The 18262-nt window shown below is 60.4% G+C and carries 22 protein-coding genes; 7 read left to right on the forward strand and 15 right to left on the reverse strand.

Annotation, left to right across the window (positions count from 1 at the left end):
* Position 1 precedes the first annotated feature (1 nt).
* The 8 genes from rdgB to FHK95_RS09925 all read right to left on the reverse strand — a co-directional run bounded on the left by rdgB (position 2) and on the right by FHK95_RS09925 (position 5350).
* Positions 2-607, reverse strand: a complete 606-nt coding sequence (rdgB, locus tag FHK95_RS09890; protein WP_408003610.1) for an RdgB/HAM1 family non-canonical purine NTP pyrophosphatase — start codon at positions 605-607, stop codon at positions 2-4.
* Positions 600-1049, reverse strand: coding sequence for a DUF4426 domain-containing protein (locus FHK95_RS09895; RefSeq protein WP_150304444.1), 450 nt, complete (start codon positions 1047-1049; stop codon positions 600-602). Before FHK95_RS09895 ends, rdgB begins: the two co-directional genes overlap by 8 nt.
* Positions 1050-1064: 15 nt before the next feature.
* The gene (metW, locus tag FHK95_RS09900; protein WP_150304530.1) at positions 1065-1655 is read right to left on the reverse strand and encodes a methionine biosynthesis protein MetW; all 591 of its coding nucleotides are present in this window, start codon (positions 1653-1655) and stop codon (positions 1065-1067) included.
* A gap of 2 nt (positions 1656-1657) precedes the next feature.
* Positions 1658-2800: a homoserine O-succinyltransferase MetX gene (gene metX, locus FHK95_RS09905; RefSeq protein ID WP_150304445.1), complete on the reverse strand. Its 1143-nt coding sequence runs from the start codon at positions 2798-2800 to the stop codon at positions 1658-1660.
* Positions 2801-2906: 106 nt separating this feature from the next.
* A complete protein-coding gene (locus FHK95_RS09910; RefSeq protein ID WP_150304446.1) occupies positions 2907-3197 on the reverse strand; it encodes a DUF167 family protein in 291 nt (96 codons plus the stop codon).
* A 29-nt stretch (positions 3198-3226) separates the two neighbouring features.
* Positions 3227-3817, reverse strand: coding sequence for a YggT family protein (locus FHK95_RS09915; RefSeq protein ID WP_150304447.1), 591 nt, complete (start codon positions 3815-3817; stop codon positions 3227-3229).
* Between the two features lie 9 nt (positions 3818-3826).
* On the reverse strand, positions 3827-4645 hold the full coding sequence (gene proC / locus FHK95_RS09920) for a pyrroline-5-carboxylate reductase (protein WP_150304448.1): 819 nt from the start codon (positions 4643-4645) through the stop codon (positions 3827-3829).
* Positions 4646-4648: 3 nt separating this feature from the next.
* Entirely contained in the window at positions 4649-5350 is a 702-nt protein-coding gene (locus FHK95_RS09925) for a YggS family pyridoxal phosphate-dependent enzyme (RefSeq protein WP_150304449.1), read from the reverse strand.
* Between the two features lie 78 nt (positions 5351-5428).
* Between FHK95_RS09925 and FHK95_RS09930 the strand changes: the two genes are divergently transcribed.
* Together FHK95_RS09930 and FHK95_RS09935 are read left to right on the forward strand one after the other, a co-directional pair.
* On the forward strand, positions 5429-6463 hold the full coding sequence (locus tag FHK95_RS09930) for a type IV pilus twitching motility protein PilT (protein ID WP_150304450.1): 1035 nt from the start codon (positions 5429-5431) through the stop codon (positions 6461-6463).
* A gap of 60 nt (positions 6464-6523) precedes the next feature.
* Entirely contained in the window at positions 6524-7666 is a 1143-nt protein-coding gene (locus FHK95_RS09935; protein ID WP_150304451.1) for a PilT/PilU family type 4a pilus ATPase, read from the forward strand.
* Between the two features lie 57 nt (positions 7667-7723).
* Here FHK95_RS09935 and FHK95_RS09940 read toward each other — a convergent pair whose 3' ends face one another.
* The 7 genes from FHK95_RS09940 to gshB form a co-directional block, all read right to left on the reverse strand.
* Positions 7724-8992: a dihydroorotase gene (locus FHK95_RS09940; RefSeq protein WP_150304452.1), complete on the reverse strand. Its 1269-nt coding sequence runs from the start codon at positions 8990-8992 to the stop codon at positions 7724-7726.
* Positions 8993-8995: 3 nt separating this feature from the next.
* Entirely contained in the window at positions 8996-9991 is a 996-nt protein-coding gene (locus FHK95_RS09945; RefSeq protein WP_150304453.1) for an aspartate carbamoyltransferase catalytic subunit, read from the reverse strand.
* Between the two features lie 7 nt (positions 9992-9998).
* Complete coding sequence (gene pyrR / locus FHK95_RS09950) at positions 9999-10505, reverse strand: bifunctional pyr operon transcriptional regulator/uracil phosphoribosyltransferase PyrR (RefSeq protein ID WP_150304454.1); 507 nt, start codon at positions 10503-10505, stop codon at positions 9999-10001.
* A complete protein-coding gene (ruvX, locus tag FHK95_RS09955; protein ID WP_150304455.1) occupies positions 10502-10939 on the reverse strand; it encodes a Holliday junction resolvase RuvX in 438 nt (145 codons plus the stop codon). The genes pyrR and ruvX overlap by 4 nt, the downstream gene beginning before the upstream one ends.
* Positions 10939-11508: a YqgE/AlgH family protein gene (locus FHK95_RS09960; protein ID WP_150304456.1), complete on the reverse strand. Its 570-nt coding sequence runs from the start codon at positions 11506-11508 to the stop codon at positions 10939-10941. The genes ruvX and FHK95_RS09960 overlap by 1 nt, the downstream gene beginning before the upstream one ends.
* 110 nt (positions 11509-11618) lie before the next feature.
* Positions 11619-12518: an energy transducer TonB gene (locus FHK95_RS09965; RefSeq protein ID WP_150304457.1), complete on the reverse strand. Its 900-nt coding sequence runs from the start codon at positions 12516-12518 to the stop codon at positions 11619-11621.
* Positions 12519-12619: 101 nt separating this feature from the next.
* Entirely contained in the window at positions 12620-13582 is a 963-nt protein-coding gene (gene gshB, locus FHK95_RS09970; RefSeq protein ID WP_150304458.1) for a glutathione synthase, read from the reverse strand.
* A gap of 219 nt (positions 13583-13801) precedes the next feature.
* Here gshB and pilG point away from each other — a divergent pair, with 219 nt between their 5' ends.
* The 5 genes from pilG to FHK95_RS09995 all read left to right on the forward strand — a co-directional run bounded on the left by pilG (position 13802) and on the right by FHK95_RS09995 (position 18262).
* Positions 13802-14218, forward strand: coding sequence for a twitching motility response regulator PilG (gene pilG / locus FHK95_RS09975; RefSeq protein WP_150302081.1), 417 nt, complete (start codon positions 13802-13804; stop codon positions 14216-14218).
* A gap of 36 nt (positions 14219-14254) precedes the next feature.
* Positions 14255-14620 (forward strand): twitching motility response regulator PilH, encoded by a 366-nt coding sequence (gene pilH, locus FHK95_RS09980; protein WP_150304459.1) that lies wholly within the window; start codon positions 14255-14257, stop codon positions 14618-14620.
* Between the two features lie 53 nt (positions 14621-14673).
* Positions 14674-15210 (forward strand): chemotaxis protein CheW, encoded by a 537-nt coding sequence (locus tag FHK95_RS09985; protein WP_150304460.1) that lies wholly within the window; start codon positions 14674-14676, stop codon positions 15208-15210.
* Positions 15211-15290: 80 nt separating this feature from the next.
* Entirely contained in the window at positions 15291-17327 is a 2037-nt protein-coding gene (locus FHK95_RS09990; protein ID WP_150304531.1) for a methyl-accepting chemotaxis protein, read from the forward strand.
* 92 nt (positions 17328-17419) lie between these two features.
* Complete coding sequence (locus FHK95_RS09995) at positions 17420-18262, forward strand: CheR family methyltransferase (protein ID WP_408003612.1); 843 nt, start codon at positions 17420-17422, stop codon at positions 18260-18262.

Consider the following 18262-nt stretch of genomic DNA (forward strand, 5'->3'; position numbering starts at 1 on the left):
CTCACGACAGACCGAGGCGCGAGCGCAGTTGCGCCATGGCCCGGCCCCGGTGACTCAGGCGGTTCTTGTCAGCCGCATTGAGTTCGGCGCTGGCGCATTCGGTTTCCGGGACCCAGAACAGGGGGTCATAGCCAAATCCGTTGCTGCCGCGCGCCTCGGTCAGTATGCGGCCATGCCAGACGCCCTCACAGATGACTGGGGTCGGATCCTCGGCATGCGTCATTAACGCCACCACGGAAATGAAGCGCGCACCGCGTTGCGCGTCCGGCACCCCGGCAAGGGCCTCTAGCAGCTTGGCATTGTTCGCCGCATCGCCGCCGCCGTCTGCGTAACGGGCGGAATAGATACCCGGCGCGCCACCCAGGGCATCGACCGCCAATCCCGAATCATCCGCCAGGGCCGGCAGGCCGGACGCGCGTGCAGCGTGCCGCGCCTTGAGGATGGCGTTTTCGATGAAGGTGAGCCCGGTTTCTTCTACTTCCTCGCTGACAAACTGGCTCTGCGGCAGCACTTCCACCGCATCGCCAAGCATCGTTTGCAGCTCGGCCAGTTTGCCGCGGTTACCGCTGGCCAATACCAGTTGGCGAAATGGCAGCACCCTATTCATCCGGGTGAAATTCCTGCATGAAGTTCATGGTGTGCTCAGGCGCGCCTTCTTCAGCTTGCACCGTCACTTCGAACCGCAGCACCCCGCGCTGGGCAGCGGTGTAGTTGGCAACAAAGTAGATGGATTCCTCTTCCTGGACGCGGATGAAATCAAGCTTCTGACGCTGCTCCAGCACGTTGCGTACGTTGCCTTCGACAATCGCATCGACCGGCACCCGGCCTTCCGGGGTCTGGCGCTGAACGGCGATGTTAATCACCCCGTGGGTGGGGCCTCGCTCCAGCCCGACGTTGGAGGCGACTTCGGGCGGCAGGTAACTGCTGTTGAATACAGTGCGGTACACCAGCAGATCACCGAAGCGTTCAGGCTCAGCCGGGCTTTGCACTTGGGCCATGGCGAGAGGGGTGGCTAGAAACAGGATGGTGCATAGCAGCTTGCGTAACATGACGGTACTCCTTGATCAGCGTGTAACACGGTAGATTGCGATCTCACCCAACAAGTTCGGCCATAGCGCGCTCAGTCTTCCGGCCTGATGCGACTGGTCGACGACCAGGCGGTCGAGGATCTGAATAGAGCGCTCGCGGCACAAATCTTCGAAATCCCGGAACGTGCAGAAGTGGATGTTCGGGGTGTTGTACCAAGTGTAGGGCATGAATTCGGACACCGGCATCTCGCCGCGCAATCCGAGGTACAAACGGCAGCGCCAGTGCGCGAAGTTGGGGAAGGTCAGAATGCCTTCCTTGCCGATGCGCAGCATGTCCTCGAGGACGCGATCAGGGTAGTGCATGGCCTGCAATGACTGGGTCATGACCACCGTGTCAAAGCTCTTGTCCTCGAAGTTGTCGAGTTTCTTATCCAGATCCTGCTCGATCACGTTGACGCCCTTGCGCACACAGGCGCTGATCTTCTCGGGGTCGATCTCCAGGCCGTAACCGTGCACGCCCCGGTGGTCGCGCAGATAGCTCAACAGCTCGCCATCGCCGCAGCCGAGGTCAAGCACGTGGCTGTCGGGCTTAATCCATTGTTCGATGATCTGCAGGTCAGCGCGCAGGGTCATGCATCCACCTCAATACGGTTCATATAACCACTCAGGGCGTCGGCATAGCGGGGGATCGGCAGCAAAAAGGCGTCGTGGCCCTGGGCTGCCTCAATCTCCAGATAACTCACGGGTTTGTTGGCGGCCATCAGCGCGTTGACCAGCTCGCGGGAGCGGGCCGGAGAGAAGCGCCAGTCAGTAGTGAAAGAAATCACCAGAAAGCGTGCCCTGACGTGCTCCAGGGCCTTGGTCAAGTCGCCGCCATGCGCTTCGGCGGGATCGAAATAATCCAGCGCCTTGGTCATCAACAGGTAGGTGTTGGCGTCGAAGCGGGCGGAAAACTCCTGGCCCTGATAGCGCAGATAGCTTTCAACCTGAAATTCCACGCTGGTGAAATCGTAGTTGAGGCGATCGGTACGTAGTTCGCGACCGAATTTCTCACCCATCGAGTCATCCGACAGATAGGTGATGTGGCCGACCATGCGCGCCAGCATCAGCCCCCGCTTGGGGATGACGCCAAAGGCGGCGTAATCGCCATTGTGGAAATCCGGATCGGTGATGATCGCCTGGCGCGCCACTTCGTTGAAGGCGATGTTCTGCGCCGACAATTTCGGCGCCGCAGCGATTGCCACACAATGGCGCACGCGTTCGGGATAGCTGATCGCCCACTGGATAGCCTGCATGCCACCCAGGCTACCGCCGACCACGGCGGCCCAGCAATCAATGCCCAGGGTGTCGGCCAGGCGCGCCTGACTATGCACCCAGTCCTCGACGGACAGCACCGGAAAAGTGGCACCATAGCTTTTGCCGGTGCGCGGGTTAATGCTGCCGGGACCGGTGGAGCCGTGGCAGCCGCCAAGATTATTCGGGCTGACCACAAAGAAACGGTTGGTATCGATGGGCTTGCCCGGGCCGATGCAGGCATCCCACCAGCCAGGTTTGCGGTCATCTGCGTTGTGATAACCGGCGGCATGGTGGTGACCGGACAGCGCATGGCATACCAGCACCGCATTGCTGCGACTGGCATTCAGAGTGCCGTAGGTTTCGTATACCAGGTCAAACTGGTTCAGAGTCTTGCCGCAGGCCAGCCGCAGCGGCTCTGAGAAGGACTGGTGCTGGGGAGCAACCAGACCGACTGAATCAGCAGGGAATCCGGACATCGAGAGTGTGTTCCTTAAAAAACTGGGGCGTAGAAGAGGGTAGATACAGCACGCGCATCCAGCTAACGAGGCGCCAGTCTAAAGAGCGCAACGGGTGGGTGCAATATCAGCAGCGACTGATCTCCAGTTCGGCCGGCAGGACCGCAGGCGCTTTTATTGCTACGCGCTTCTGCCGGCTCTGCTGGCCACTGAGCAAGGTCACGCGTTGTTTGGGCACGGCGAAGGCGTTGGCCAGAAACTTGAGCAGCATTTCGTTGGCCTTGCCGTCCACGGGCGGTGCGTTGATTCGGATCTTCAGACGGTCACCGTGCAGGCCGGCAAAGCCAACGCCCCTGGCGCCAGGCTGCAGATGACAGTCCAGAATCAGACTGTCGTCGCGCCAGGAGTAGAACGCCATAGGCTCGCTCCGTTGGCTGTTCCCGGCGCTCAGAGCGCCAGGGTCAGACCGCGGGGCATGCCGGTGGCGGCGGCCACATTGGCGATCACCAGCATGTCGATCAGGCGCAGGGCTATGAAGGCAAAAATCGGCGACAGATCCAGCCCGCCCATCGAGGGAAGTATGCCGCGGATCGGGGCCAGCACCGGTTCGCAGAGCTGTTGCACCAGCATGGCTGCCGGGTTGTTGCTCTGCGGCGCGACCCAGGACAGGATGACGCTGATAATCAGCGCAAAGAAGAAGATCTTCAGGAACAGGGCTGTCACCCCTATCACCGACCAGATCAGCAGTTGCGCGATATTGGGTAACGCATAGCCCATCAGTTTGATGATAATGGCCACCAGTACCAGCTGGATCAGCAGCGCCAGCACCAGTGCGGCCAGATCCAGCCCGCCGAGGCCCGGAACCACCTTGCGCAGCGGCTTGAGCAACGGCTGGGTGACGCGCACGATAAACTGTGACAGCGGATTGTAAAAGTCAGCCCGCACCAGCTGCAGGATAAAGCGGAGCAGCACTACCAGCAGATACAGGCTGCCCAGCGTCTGCACCAGGTAGATCGCTGCCATATTGACATTATTCATTGTGGTTCCTCAGGCAAGTTCCTTGGACATTTCGGCGGCACGCGCAGCGGCGGCCTGCATTGCCCGCGCGACGATCCCCGGCAGGTCTTCTTGGGTAAAGCTGTTGATCGCACGTTCGGTGGTCCCGCCCGGGGAGCTGACGCGGCGGCGCAACTCCGCGGCATCGACATCGCTGTGCACCGCCATGTCCGCTGCGCCCAGCGCGGTATACAGGGTCAGGCGTTCAGCGGTGGCGCGCGGTAAGCCAAGCTGCTCACCGGCGGCAATCATGGCCTCCATCATGTAGAAAAAATAGGCCGGACCGCTGCCGGACACGGCAGTCACCGCGTCGATCTGCGCTTCGTCATCCAGCCACAGGCTGATGCCGACCGCGTTGAGAATGTCTTCGGCCTGGCGTTTCTGCTCGGGCGACACGGCGGCATTGGCAAACAGGCCGCTGACACCCTGTCGGCGCAGCGACGGCGTGTTGGGCATGCAGCGGACGATCGCCGTCTGCTCGCCGAGCCACTGGCTGAGGCTGTGACTGCTGATGCCGGCGGCAATGGAGATGATCAACTGACCGGCCTTGCGCTCAACGGGCAGGGCGCGACAGACCGCCTGCATGACCTGGGGCTTTACCGCCAGCACCAGTACGTCACATTCGGCGGCCAGGCTTGCGTTGTCCGTGGTGGTGCGGATGTTCAGCTCAGCGGCCAATTTGTCAGCCTGCTCGGCGCTGTGATCGCTGGCCAGGATGCACTCGGGTTGCATGCCCTGCTGCAGCATGCCGCCGATGAGGCTGGTGGCCATATTGCCGGCGCCGATGAAGCCGATAGTCGGAGCGGTCATGATTTATCCTTGATCCGAAAGAGAGTGTGAATAGTCCCGGGGGCCGAACAGCGCGGTACCGACGCGGACGATGGTCGAGCCTTCCTGCACGGCTTCGGTCAGGTCATCGGTCATGCCCATGGACAAGGTATCAAGCGTTTGCGGCAGCGCCTGCATGGCCTGGCGCAACTGTTGTAAGGGGATGCGCCGCGCCGCGCTGTCATCCGCTGGCGCGGGGATCGCCATCAGGCCGCGCAGCTGCAGCCGGGGCAGGCTGGATACCGCCGCCGCCAGCGCGGGCAGGTCCTCGGGCATGACGCCGGATTTGCTGTCTTCACCGCTGATATTGACCTGCAGGCAGATATTCAGCGGCGGCAGATGTTCGGGGCGCTGATCTGAGAGCCGCTGGGCGATTTTCAGCCGATCCACACTGTGCACCCAATCGAAATGTTCGGCGATGGCGCGGGTCTTGTTTGACTGAATGGGACCAATGAAATGCCAGGTCAGCGGCAGATCCTGCAGTGTGGCGATCTTGTCCAGCGCTTCCTGCAAGTAGTTCTCGCCAAAATCGCGTATGCCGTGTGCCCAGGCATCACGTATTGCGGTCGCGGGTCGGGTCTTGGTCACCGCCATCAGCGTCACCCCTTGCGGGTCGCGCTCGGCGCTCTCTGCGGCGCGGAAAATGCGGTCACGAACGTTTGCAATATTGTCTGCTATCGTGGACATTACTGTCTCTGGATACCTTGCCAATCGGATTTGATCTGCCGGCATTCTACATGCAAGCAGGACGCTATGGGGAACCCTATGGATATAACTGAGCTGTTAGCCTTCAGCGCCAAACAGGGCGCGTCGGACTTGCATCTTTCGGCCGGACTGCCGCCCATGATTCGAGTGGATGGTGACGTGCGACGGATCAACGTGCCGGCGATGGAGCACAAGCAGGTGCACGCGCTGATCTACGACATAATGAACGACAAGCAGCGCAAGGATTTCGAAGAATTCCTCGAGACTGACTTCTCCTTCGAAGTACCCGGCGTCGCCCGCTTCCGGGTTAACGCTTTCAATCAGAACCGTGGCGCCGGGGCGGTCTTCCGGACCATTCCCTCCAAGGTACTGACAATGGAAGACCTTGGCATGGGCGACGTGTTCAAGAAAATTTCCGATGTGCCGCGTGGACTGGTGCTGGTGACCGGCCCAACGGGCTCGGGCAAGTCGACCACCCTGGCGGCGATGCTCGATTATCTGAACGGCACCAAGTATCAGCACATTCTGACCATCGAAGACCCGATCGAATTCGTTCACGAGTCGAAGAAGTGCCTGATCAACCAACGCGAAGTGCACCGCGATACGCTGGGCTTCTCCGAAGCACTGCGCTCGGCGCTACGGGAAGATCCGGACATTATCCTGGTGGGCGAGATGCGCGACCTGGAAACCATTCGCCTGGCGTTGACGGCGGCGGAAACCGGGCACCTGGTGTTCGGTACGCTGCACACCACCTCGGCGGCCAAGACCATCGACCGGGTAGTAGACGTGTTCCCGGCGGAGGAAAAATCCATGGTGCGCTCGATGCTGTCGGAATCGCTGCAGGCTGTCGTCTCCCAGACGCTGCTGAAGAAGATCGGCGGCGGCCGGATTGCGGCCCACGAGATCATGATGGGCACCCCGGCGATTCGTAACCTGATTCGTGAAGACAAGGTGGCGCAGATGTATTCCGCCATCCAGACCGGTGGGAACATCGGCATGCAGACCCTGGATATGTGTCTGAAAGGCCTGGTAGCCAAGGGACTTGTCACCCGTGACGCGGCGCGCGAGAAAGCCAAAGTGGCTGATGGCATCTAACTAATTGCCAATGCAGGCCGATATGCTCATACCGGCCCGGACGGCGATCGAGGGATAGTAATGGAATTCGAAAAATTGTTGCGGCTGATGGTCGAGAAGGGCGCTTCCGACCTGTTTATCACCGCGGGCGTAGCGCCCAGCATGAAGGTAAACGGGAAAATCATGCCCGTGACCAAGACGCCGCTCTCGCCCGAGCAGACCCGGGAAACCGTGCTCGGGGTGATGACTGAAGCCCAGCGGCGTGATTTCGCCGAGTCCCGCGAGTGCAACTTCGCCATCAGCGCCCGGGGCATCGGACGCTTCCGGGTCAGCGCTTTTTATCAGCGCAATCTGGTCGGCATGGTGCTGCGACGCATCGAAGTGAACATCCCGACCATGGAAGATCTGCGGCTACCCGAGATCCTCAAGAAGTTGGCGATGACCAAGCGTGGCCTGGTGATCTTTGTCGGTGCCACGGGTACCGGTAAGTCCACTTCGCTGGCCTCGATGATCGGTTATCGCAACAAGAACTCCAGCGGCCATATCATCTCGATCGAGGACCCGATCGAATTCATCCATCAGCACCAGAATTGCATCGTTACCCAGCGTGAAGTCGGGATCGATACTGATTCCTTCGAGACCGCGCTGAAGAACACGCTGCGTCAGGCGCCGGACGTGATTCTGATTGGTGAGGTGCGGACCAAGGAAACCATGGACCACGCCGTGGCCTTTGCTGAAACCGGTCACCTGTGTCTCGCCACGCTGCACGCCAACAATGCGAACCAGGCGCTGGACCGTATCATCCACTTCTTCCCGACCGACATGCACCAGCAGGTGTGGATGGATCTGTCGCTGAACCTCAAGGCGATTGTGGCGCAGCAATTGATTCCGACGCCGGACGGCAAGGGACGGCGCGCTGCCATTGAGGTATTGCTCAATACACCGCTGGCCGCGGACATGATCCGCAAGGGCGAAGTGCATGAGCTCAAACCGTTGATGGCGCGGTCCAACGAGCTGGGTATGCAGACCTTCGATCAGGCGCTATACAGACTCTATAGCCAGGGCGAGATCACCTACGAAGATGCGCTCGCGCATGCCGACTCGGCCAACGACCTGCGTCTGTTAATCAAGCTGGGCTCGGAGACCGACGGCAAGCATCTGATGGGCGATATCAACACGGGCCTGTCGCTTGAGCCCGATGCGGACGAGTTTCGCCGGCGCTAAGCTGAACCTTGATTGAACCCGCTCCGGATCCGGAGCGGGCTTCCCCCATTTACCTTATTACGCCTGATAGACCAAGCGGCCCGCGCTGATGGTGTGCGTCACTGCGCCCGGCACACCCAGGCCGAGGAACGGGCAGTTGGCTCCCCGCGACAGCCAGTTCTGACCGATCTGGCTGGAGGCAGCCGGATCGAACAGGGTGATGTCCGCCCGTTCGCCAAGGCTCAACTGCCCCGCTGGCAGATGTAATGCCCGGGCCGGGCCACAGGTCAGGCGCGCGAGCAGTGCCGGCAGCTCCAGCAAACCATCCGCCACCAGGCTGAGCGCCAGCGGTAGCAATACCTCGACGCTGCTGATGCCGGGTGCGGATGCAGCGAAGGGCACACGCTTGGCTTCAGGCTCATGGGGCCGGTGGTGCGAGGAGATGGCCTGGACCACACCGCTTTGTACCGCCTGACGCAACGCATGCTGATCTTTGCGGCTGCGCAGCGGTGGCTGGACGTGCATTAGGCTGGAGAACCCTTCCAGATCCTCGTCGCACAACATCAGTTGGTACATCGCCAGATCGGCGGTCACCGGCAGGCCACGCGCCTGGGCATCGGCCAGCATATCCATGGCGCGGGCGCTGCTCAGGCCGCTGAAATGGGCGCGTACGCCGGTCTGTTCGATCAGCAGCAGATCGCGCGCTAACGCGACGGTTTCCGCGGACTCGGGGATGCCGGTCAGCCCGAGACGCGATGCTGTCGGGCCTTCATGGGCGAGCCCGCCTTCGGCCAGCGCCGGATCCTGCGGGGTGAAAATCACCGGCAGGTCGAACCCGGCTGCGTATTCCAGCGCGCGGCGCAGGATACGGTTGCTTTTCATCGGCGCCAGGCCCTGGGTGAAGGCGACGCAGCCGGCGTCGCGCAGCGACACCAGTTCGCTGAGATGCTCACCATCTAGGCCCTTGGTCAGGGCGGCGATGGGGAATACGCGCACCTGACCGGCGCGCTCGCTGCGATCGAGTATCAGCTCGGCAACGGCCGGCTCGTCCAGCACCGGGTTACTGTCCGGCAGGCAGCACAGGCTGGTGACACCGCCGGCGGCGGCCGCGCGGGTTTCGCTGGCAATGGTGCCCTTCTGCGAAAAGCCCGGCTCACGCAGGCTGACGTTCAGGTCCACCAGGCCCGGGCTGGCAATCAGTCCGCGGGCGTCTATCACCTCCGCCTTGAAGCCTTCCGGCGCCGGCCCGATGGCTTCGATCCGGCCGCCGGCTATGTGCAGGTCGGTTATCTGGTCAAATTGGCTGGCGGGGTCGATGACGCGCGCACCTTCGATAGTCAGTCGCATGGTTTACTGGCCTTCCTGGTTGAGCTGACGCTGGGTGTTCTGACCGGCCATGGCCATGGACATCACCGCCATCCGCACGGCGATACCATAGGTGACCTGATTGAGGATGACCGATTGCGGGCCGTCGGCGACGGCCGATTCGATCTCCACGCCACGGTTGATAGGGCCGGGATGCATGACCAGAGCGTCGGGCTTGGCCAGCGCCAGGGTTTCGCTGGTCAGACCATAGAGGCGGTAAAACTCCCCCTCGCTGGGCAGTAGGCCGCTCTGCATGCGTTCCTTCTGCAGGCGCAGCATGATGACCACGTCCACGTCACGCAGGCCGATGCGCAGGTCATTGAACACGCGCACCCCGTATTGCTCGATGCCGGCGGGCAGCAGCGTGCGTGGCGCTATCACCCGAATGTCGGGACAGCCCAGCGTATGCAGCGCCTGCATGTTCGAGCGCGCGACGCGTGAATGCAGGATGTCGCCGACGATGGCGACAGAGAGATTCTCGAATCCGCCCTTGTGCCGGCGGATGGTCAGCATGTCGAGCATGGCCTGGGTCGGGTGCGCGTGATTGCCGTCCCCGGCGTTGATGATGGCCACGTCAGGACACACTTTCTGGGCGATGAAATGCGCGGCGCCCGAGTCCCCGTGGCGCACCACGAACATGTCGGCCGCCATCGCCTCGAGGTTGCGCAGGGTGTCGTACAGCGTTTCACCCTTGCTGGTCGAAGAGGTGGAAATGTTCAGGTTGAGCACGTCGGCCGAGAGGCGCTTGGCCGCCAGTTCGAAGGTGGTGCGGGTGCGGGTGGAGTTTTCGAAGAACACGTTACACACCGTCTTGCCACGCAGCAGCGGCACCTTCTTCACTGCACGCTCGCCGACTTCGAGAAAGGAGTCGGCGGTGTCGAGTAGCTCGGTGAGCAGTTCTCTGGAGAGGCCTTCCACGCTCAGGAAATGTCGAAGCTGGCCCTGCTGGTTCAATTGGAGTTGGCTGGAATTCACGCTCATAGGGCTCTCAGTCTGCGGGGTTCAGGGTCAACTTCAATGGGGCAGGGCCGGTCAACTTCACCCGGCGTCCCGGAGGCAGCACCAGGCTGGCTCCCAGGATGTCCGCGCGGATGGGCAGCTGGCGGGCTTCGATATCCAGTAGTGTGACGAGGGTAACCGAGGCGGGGCGACCGTAATCAAACAGTTCGTTCAGCGCGCCGCGAATGGTGCGGCCGGTCATCAGGACGTCGTCGACCAGCACCAGATGACGGTCATCGATATTGAACGGAAGCTCCGAGGGGCGCACTCGTTGTGGCAAGCCGTGGCGCTCGAAGTCGTCGCGGTAAAAAGCGATGTCCAGCGTCCCCATGGGGGCATCGGGGAAGCAGCGGCTATGCAGCTGCTCGGCGATCCACACGCCGCCGGTATGGATGCCGACGAAGGCCGGATCACTGCGCTGGTGATGCTGCAGATAATCAGTCAGTTCCTCGGCCATGCGGTCCAGCAGCGGGCCAACCTCGGGTAGGGCGGTCATTGTCTCTCCTTGGACAGGGTTCCCAGCCAGGTCTCGAGCAGCAGTGCTGCGGCGAGACTGTCGACCGGGTTGTCTTTATAGCTGCTCGGGCTGCGGCGTTCATCACGCAGCTGTTGCTTGGCTTCGAAAGTGGATAAGCGCTCGTCGACACAATGGGTGGTGACGCGGAAGCGGCCTTCGAGGCGCCGGGCAAATTTCTCGGCGCGGACGCTCATGTCGCTGGGGGTGCCGTCCATGTTGATCGGCAGGCCCACGACCAGTGCGTCGGGTTTCCATTCGTCGATCAGCCGGGCGATCTGGTTCCAGTCAGGAATGCCGTCGCGGGCGCGCAGCACAATCAGTGGCTCGGCACTGCCGGTCAAGCTCTGGCCAACCGCAACGCCGATCTGTTTGGTGCCGAAATCAAAACCTAGAACGCGTAACGCTGGCGTCATCAGGCGTGTCCTGCCTGACTGGTCAGCAGGCTGAGGTCGATACCCAGGGTCCGCGCTGCGGCGCCAAGCCGTTGCTCGGCCGGCAGGTCGAACAGGATGTGAAGATCCGCCGGGCAGCTCAACCAGGCATTCTCAGCAAGCTCCTGATCGAGCTGGCCTGGCTCCCAGCCGGCATAACCCAGCGCCACCAGCGATTCGTCCGGACCCTGGCCGTTGACCATGTCAAACAGGATGTCGCGGGAGGTGGTCAGCTGAATCGAGCCTAGATCGAGGGTGGCTTCCCAGCGCCGTGGCCCGCGATGCAGCACGAAGCCGCGCTCGGTCTGGATAGGTCCGCCGCTGTACACGGGGATATCGGCGATATCGGAGGGCACATCCAGCTCAGGGGAAGTCTGCTCGAGAATGTCGTTCATGCTCAGGCCGCTGGGCTGGTTGACCACCAGGCCCATGGCACCTTCCTCGCTGTGATCACAGAGGTAGATAAGACTGTGCATGAAACGCGGATCGGCCATGTGCGGCATGGCGATCAGGAAATGATGAGTCAGGTAGTTCGGGGTGATATCAGTCATGCCCATAGTATTGGGGGTAGCACTGACAGCTGCAAGCGCGAAGCGGCAACGGACGTTGATTATGCGCCTAGCTGCGGGCATCGGCCGGCAGAGAGGTTAGCCGATAGGCTTCAGAAGCTGGAAACCCGATCACCGGGTTCGAATCGCCAGGTCCGAACCAGCTCCAGTACGTCGACATCCATCAGGTCGCCGGTAAAGGGCGCGAAGGGCGCGGCGAGGCGGACGATGCGCAATGCGGCGTTGTCCAGCAGCCGCTGTCCGGAGCTTTCCAGGATCTTGACGTCGCGCAGGGTGCCGTCACGGTTGATCTGCACCTGCATGCGCAAGCTGCCATAGATTCGCTGATCCCGGGCTTCGGCGGGGTAGTTCTGGTTGCCGATGCGCTCGACCTTACGGCGCCAGGCTTCCTTATAATAGGCGCCCTTGTCCTGCATGGTCGACGCGGCGTTCAGGCGGTGTATGCGTGGGCGCTTGGCATACTGCTGGCGTTCTTCGGCAAGTTGGGCCTCCAGGCTGGCGATTTCCTGGGACAAGCGCGACATGTCAAAGCGTTGGGTTGGTTGGGGTGACTCCACGGGCTCGGGCTTTTGCGGTGCTTTGCTGACCCGGTCGGGGCTGGGAGCGGTGGTGGTTACCGTCTGTTGCGGTTTCTCCGGCTCCGGCGGGGGCGCGCTGACTTCCTGCGCAGGGCTGACCTCATTAATCTCGGTGTCCTGGAAAGGGGCTTCCTCGACGGTGCTGGGTGCGGCCTTTTCGTCCAGAGTACCGCTGCCTTCCTGATTCATCTGCGCCAGATAGTCGGCCTCTTCTGGTGCCTGATCGGACTGCTGGGTGGCGAGGGTAATCTCCAGGGATTTGGACAGCTCGCTGGGAGTCGGCAGATCGAAAGTGATGCCGAGGATTACCAGCGCATGCAGGACGGCCGCCAGGAACAGCGTGAAGCCCAGGCGATCACGCGGGGTGATGGCCTGCTCTGTGACAGGGGGGCTGGCGGTAGCTGCGTTCTTCATGCTTTCCGTAGACTGATGAGTGCGAGGGTTTGCTGGGCCTGAAGGCGGCAAACCGTGCTATCCATAATGTTGCGCAGTCTGCCGCCGATCGGTGAAAAAGTCTATGCGCCCGGTCGCGCTTCGAGCAGGCGGGCAATTGTGTCCATCAGGTCGCCGCCGATATCGGTGTCGTACGCCGCGTCGATTTCACGAATGCAGGTCGGACTGGTGACGTTGACCTCGGTAAGGTAGTCGCCGATGACGTCCAGTCCGGCAAACAGCAAGCCGCGTTCACGCAATACCGGTCCGACCTGAGCCGCGATCCAGCGGTCCCGCTCGGTGAGTGGGCGTGCTTCGCCTGTGCCGCCGGCAGCCAGATTGCCCCGGGTCTCACCCTTTTTCGGGATGCGTGCCAGGCAATAGGGTACTGGTTCGCCGTCGATCATCAGGATGCGCTTGTCACCATCCTTGATTTCCGGAAGGTATTGCTGGGCCATGATTTGCTGCTGACCATGATTGGTCAGGACTTCGATGATGACGCTGAGATTCGGATCATCTTCGCGTATGCGGAAGATCATGGTGCCGCCCATGCCGTCCAGTGGTTTGAGAATCACATCACGGTGCGTGTGGGCGAAAGCGCGCAGTATGTCTGCTCGACGTGTGACGACGTTTGGCGGCGCGCACTGGGGAAACTGAGTGGCAAACAGTTTCTCGTTGAAGTCGCGCAGGCTGGCAGGCCGGTTTACAACCAGTACGCCCTCATTTTCGGCTGCTTCGAGGATGTGCGTGGCATAGAGAAATTCATTGTCGAACGGCGGATCCTTGCGCATCAGTATGACATCCAGCTCTGTCAGGCTGGCGTGACGTTCCTCACCCAATGCGTACCACGTCTGGGAATCGGCGTGAACGGTGAGGGCGCGCATGCAGCCCATTGCCTTGCCGTCCTGCATGAAGAGATCCTGAGGCTCGAGATAAAACAACTCCCAGCCCCGCGCCTGGGCAGCCAGTAGCATGGCCAGGGAGCTGTCCTTCTTGTAGTGGATCGCGCTGATCGGATCCATGACAATGCCAAGACGTGTACGCATTCGGTGCCACCGCTGTTGATGTGCTGGAAGGGTCTGAGTCTACCTCTTGGGGCCGTCTGGCAAAAGGTTGATTAAACTCGCAGAATGTTCCAGATATGATCAAGCTTTATGGATTGGTCAAATAAACTGTGCTAAAAGTACGCTCTAAGGGAATGGCTGGTCGAGGGGGGTTGGCACCATGCCGCTCAAAACGACCCATATATAAAAAGGGCTGGTCTAATGGAAGAAAATTTCGAGAGCCTGAAGGTCATGGTCATCGATGACAGCAAGACCATTCGACGGACGGCAGAAACCCTGCTGAAAAAAGTCGGATGCACTGTCATCACCGCAGTGGACGGCTTTGACGCCCTGGCCAAGATTGCTGACAATCACCCCGATATCATTTTTGTCGACATCATGATGCCGCGTCTCGACGGCTATCAAACTTGCGCACTGATCAAGAACAATAGCGCCTTCCGTGCAACCCCCGTGATCATGCTGTCCAGCAAGGATGGCCTGTTCGATAAGGCGAAGGGTCGTATCGTGGGTTCTGATCAATATCTTACCAAGCCCTTCAGCAAGGAAGAGCTTCTCGGCGCGATCCGCGCCCATGTTCCGCAAACTCAAAACAAAGTCGCTGGTGCTGCCGGGGCGTAATCCCTGCGCGCCTGTTAGATTCTCCGGGGGAGTCCAATGGCTCGAATTCTAGTAGTAGATGATTCGCCAACTGAGCTATACAAGCTTACTGGCATGCTTGAGAAAAATGGCTTCGAAGTACTCAAGGCCGAAAACGGCGCCGATGGTGTGGCACTTGCCCGCCAGGAGAAGCCTGACGCGGTGTTGATGGATATCGTGATGCCTGGCCTGAATGGCTTTCAAGCTACCAGGCAACTGACCAAGGATGCCGAGACCGCACACATTCCGGTCATTATCGTCACGACCAAGGATCAGGAAACCGACAGAGTGTGGGGCAAGCGTCAGGGTGCAAAGGATTACCTGACCAAGCCCGTCGACGAAGCTACTCTGATCGATACTCTCAAGTCAGTATTGGGCAACTAAAAGCCGAGCGCACGCTCGTCTGATGCCGCGTTTGCAACCAGAACAGGGATGGCATGGCAGATTCTACTCACCCTTTCGATGTCCTCCAGCAGCTCGTTGCGCAGTGCCGGCAACACGCTGCGGGTTTGCCTGCCCAGGAAGTGGTCAGCGAAACCTGGAGCGGAGTCGGTTTCCGACTAGCGGGCCAGTCGATGGTCGCGGCTATGGGCGAAGTCGCAGAAATACTCCACGAACCGCGGTATACCGCATTACCCAGAGTGAAATCCTGGGTGCGTGGCGTGGCTAACGTCCGGGGCCGGCTATTACCGATCATCGATCTCAGTCGCTTCTTTGGCTCATCGATCAGCGTTCCGCGTAAACAGCGTCGGGTGCTGGTGCTGGATCGGGACGACGTGTTCGTAGGGTTACTGGTGGACGAGGTTCTCGGGATGCAGCACTTCCCGGTCAGCACCTTTACTTCAGAGGCACTGGATACCGCCGAGGCATTCAAGCCTTATGTGGCCGGCGCCTATGTTCGTGAACAGGTTTCGCTGGTATTCAATTTCCGTGCATTGGCGCGCGATCAGACGTTCCTCGACGTAGCGATCTGACTTGGGGCGGCCGGTGTTCGCCGGTACGCAAGAGTTCAAGCTTCACATGAAAATGCCGTGGGCCAGGTAGGGGCCAAATGATGAAAAAGCTCGATACAAACAAATTGTCCGCCATGCGTGGCAACCGAACTATCACCGGCTTGTTTGCCGTTCTGGTCGTTTCGTTGCTGCTGCTATTCGTCAACTTCCTTTACCTGAATATTCAGAGTGCATACGACACTGAATATATCGGTCACTCCGGTGAACTGAGGGTGTTGTCCCAGCAGATTTCCAAGTCTGCAACCGAAGCGGCTACCGGTACGCCTGAAGCGTTCGGTCTGCTGGCCGCCGCTCGCGATGACTTCCAGGAGCGCTGGGATTACCTGTCCAAAGGCCGCGAAGAAACCGGTCTGCCTGCTGCTCCCGCCGCGTTGCAGGAAGAGGTAACTCGGGTGCAGGACAACTGGGATCGTGTCCGCCAGAACGCCGATGCGATTCTGGCCAGTGAAGCTACAGTGCTCTCGCTGCATGAAGTGGCCGTCACCCTGGCCGATACCGTGCCGCAGCTGCAGGTCGAATACGAAGACATCGTAGACGTGCTGATCACTGCAGGCGCGAGCCCCAGCCAGGTGTCGCTTGCCCAGCGTCAGTCGCTGCTCGCTGAACGTATTCTTGGTTCGGTAAACCGGGTGTTGTCCGGCGATGCCGATTCGGTACTGGCCGCTGACAGCTTTGGTCGGGATGCGAGCCTGTTCGGACGTGTGCTGAATGGCATGTTGCAGGGCGATGAGGACCTGGGCATTACGCAGGTTACTGATGAAGACGCCATCATGCGCCTGAACGATGTTGCGGACATGTTCAGCTATGTATCGGATTCGGTCGACGAGATCCTGTTGACCTCGCCGGAACTGTACCAGGTACGCATGGCCGCCAACGACATCTTTACCGACTCCCAGCTGCTGCTGGAGGACGCCTCGGCTTTGTCTGGCGGCTTTGAAGAGCGTAGCGACGCGCGTTGGACGAACACCCTGGTGGGCTACGCGCTTGCCCTTATCGCACTCGGTTGTATTTTCCTGATCGGTATCCAGATGACCCGCGAAACACGTGCGCGTCTGGCGGAAACCGCAGAGAAGAACGAGCGCAACCAGGCGGCCATTCTGCGTCTGCTCGATGAAATTGCCGACCTTGCCGACGGTGATCTGACTGCAGAAGCCACGGTAACCGAAGATTTCACCGGCGCCATCGCCGACTCGATCAACTTCTCGATCGATCAGCTGCGAGCATTGGTTGAGACCATCAACCATACCGCCTTGCAGGTTGCGACAGCCGCGCAGAGCACCCAGGGCACGGCGATGCATCTGGCCGAAGCGTCCGAGCATCAGGCCCAGGAAATTGCTGGCGCCTCGGCGGCCGTGAACGAAATGGCCGTATCCATCGACCAAGTATCAGCCAACGCAGCGGAATCCTCTGCTGTAGCCGAGCGCTCGGTAGCCATTGCCAACAAAGGCAACGAAGTGGTGCAGAGCACCATTGTTGGCATGGATACCATCCGTGAGCAGATCCAGGACACCTCCAAGCGCATCAAGCGTCTGGGTGAGTCGTCCCAGGAGATTGGCGATATCGTAAGCCTGATCAACGACATCGCCGATCAGACCAACATTCTGGCCTTGAACGCCGCGATTCAGGCCTCCATGGCGGGTGATGCAGGTCGAGGCTTCGCGGTGGTCGCCGATGAGGTCCAGCGCCTGGCTGAACGGTCATCCGGTGCCACCAAGCAGATTGAAGCCCTGGTGAAGACGATTCAGACCGATACCAACGAAGCGGTCATCTCCATGGAGCAGACAACTGCGGAGGTTGTCCACGGAGCACGACTGGCGCAGGACGCGGGAGTTGCCCTCGAGGAAATCGAGAAGGTATCTACCAGTCTTGCTGCGCTGATTCAGAACATCTCCAACGCTGCCCGCCAGCAGGCTTCGTCCGCCGGCCACATCTCCAATACCATGAACGTGATTCAGGAGATCACCTCGCAGACATCCGCCGGTACGACCACTACCGCACGGAGCATTGGCGAGCTGGCCAAGCTGGCCGAAAGCATGCGTCAGTCCGTCGACGGTTTCACTCTGCCACAGAAAGGCTGACCGGTACGCGGGGGCTCCGGCCCCCGGTATCCGGCTAACGCGAGGGGCTCACGGTGAAAGCGTCGAACTGGTCATTGCAGCATTTGCCGGACATGGACGATACACAGTTCCGTCAGTGGCAGGCCTTGCTTGAATCGCGTACTGGTGTCTGTGTGGGCGATCAGCGCAGATTGTTTTTGCAGACCAGTTTGTGTGCACGGATGCGCGAGAAACACATGACCGACTATCAGACCTACTACGAGCATGTCACTCAAGGACCAATAGGCGCTATTGAATGGTCGGCGTTGCTGGACAACGTGACGGTTCGCGAAACCAGCTTCATGCGCCACAGACCGTCATTCGACTGCGTAGCACGGCATCTGCATCAACGCTTGGCCAGTGTCCCCGTGCAGCGACCATTGCATCTCTGGAGTGTTGGTTGCGCTAGCGGTGAAGAAGCCTATTCACTTGCCATCACCACCGCCCAGTGCCTGCGTTCCGCTGGCCTGAGCGAGGATGGCTTTGGTATCTGGGCGAGTGACATCAGCCCCAAGGCGCTCGCACAGGGGCGTGGCGCCCAGTATTCCACTTCCCGGTTGGGAGGTCTGACGCAGACAGAACGATCTACCTGGTTTAGCGCTCTCAGGGACGGACGGCATGAAGTCATGCCGGCGCTGCGCGACAGGGTTTGCTTTACCCGCCTGAATATTCTCGAACTGGCCCAGGCCCCGATACGGGATCTGGATATCATTTTCTGCCAGAACCTTCTCATCTATTTCCGTCGTTGGCGTCGTCGCGACTTGCTCAACCTGCTGGCCAGCCGATTGGCGCCGGGCGGCATGTTGGTCATCGGTTTAGGTGAGATTGTGGACTGGAAAAATCCCTTGCTCGAGCGCGTACCCGATGATCGGGTGCAGGCCTATGTGCGACGGGAAAGCAACGGAAGTCTGGAGTGA

Origin of the sequence: Pseudomonas saliphila (genome assembly GCF_008638345.1) — a bacterium.
In the GTDB taxonomy this organism is placed as follows: Bacteria; Pseudomonadota; Gammaproteobacteria; order Pseudomonadales; family Pseudomonadaceae; genus Halopseudomonas; species Halopseudomonas saliphila.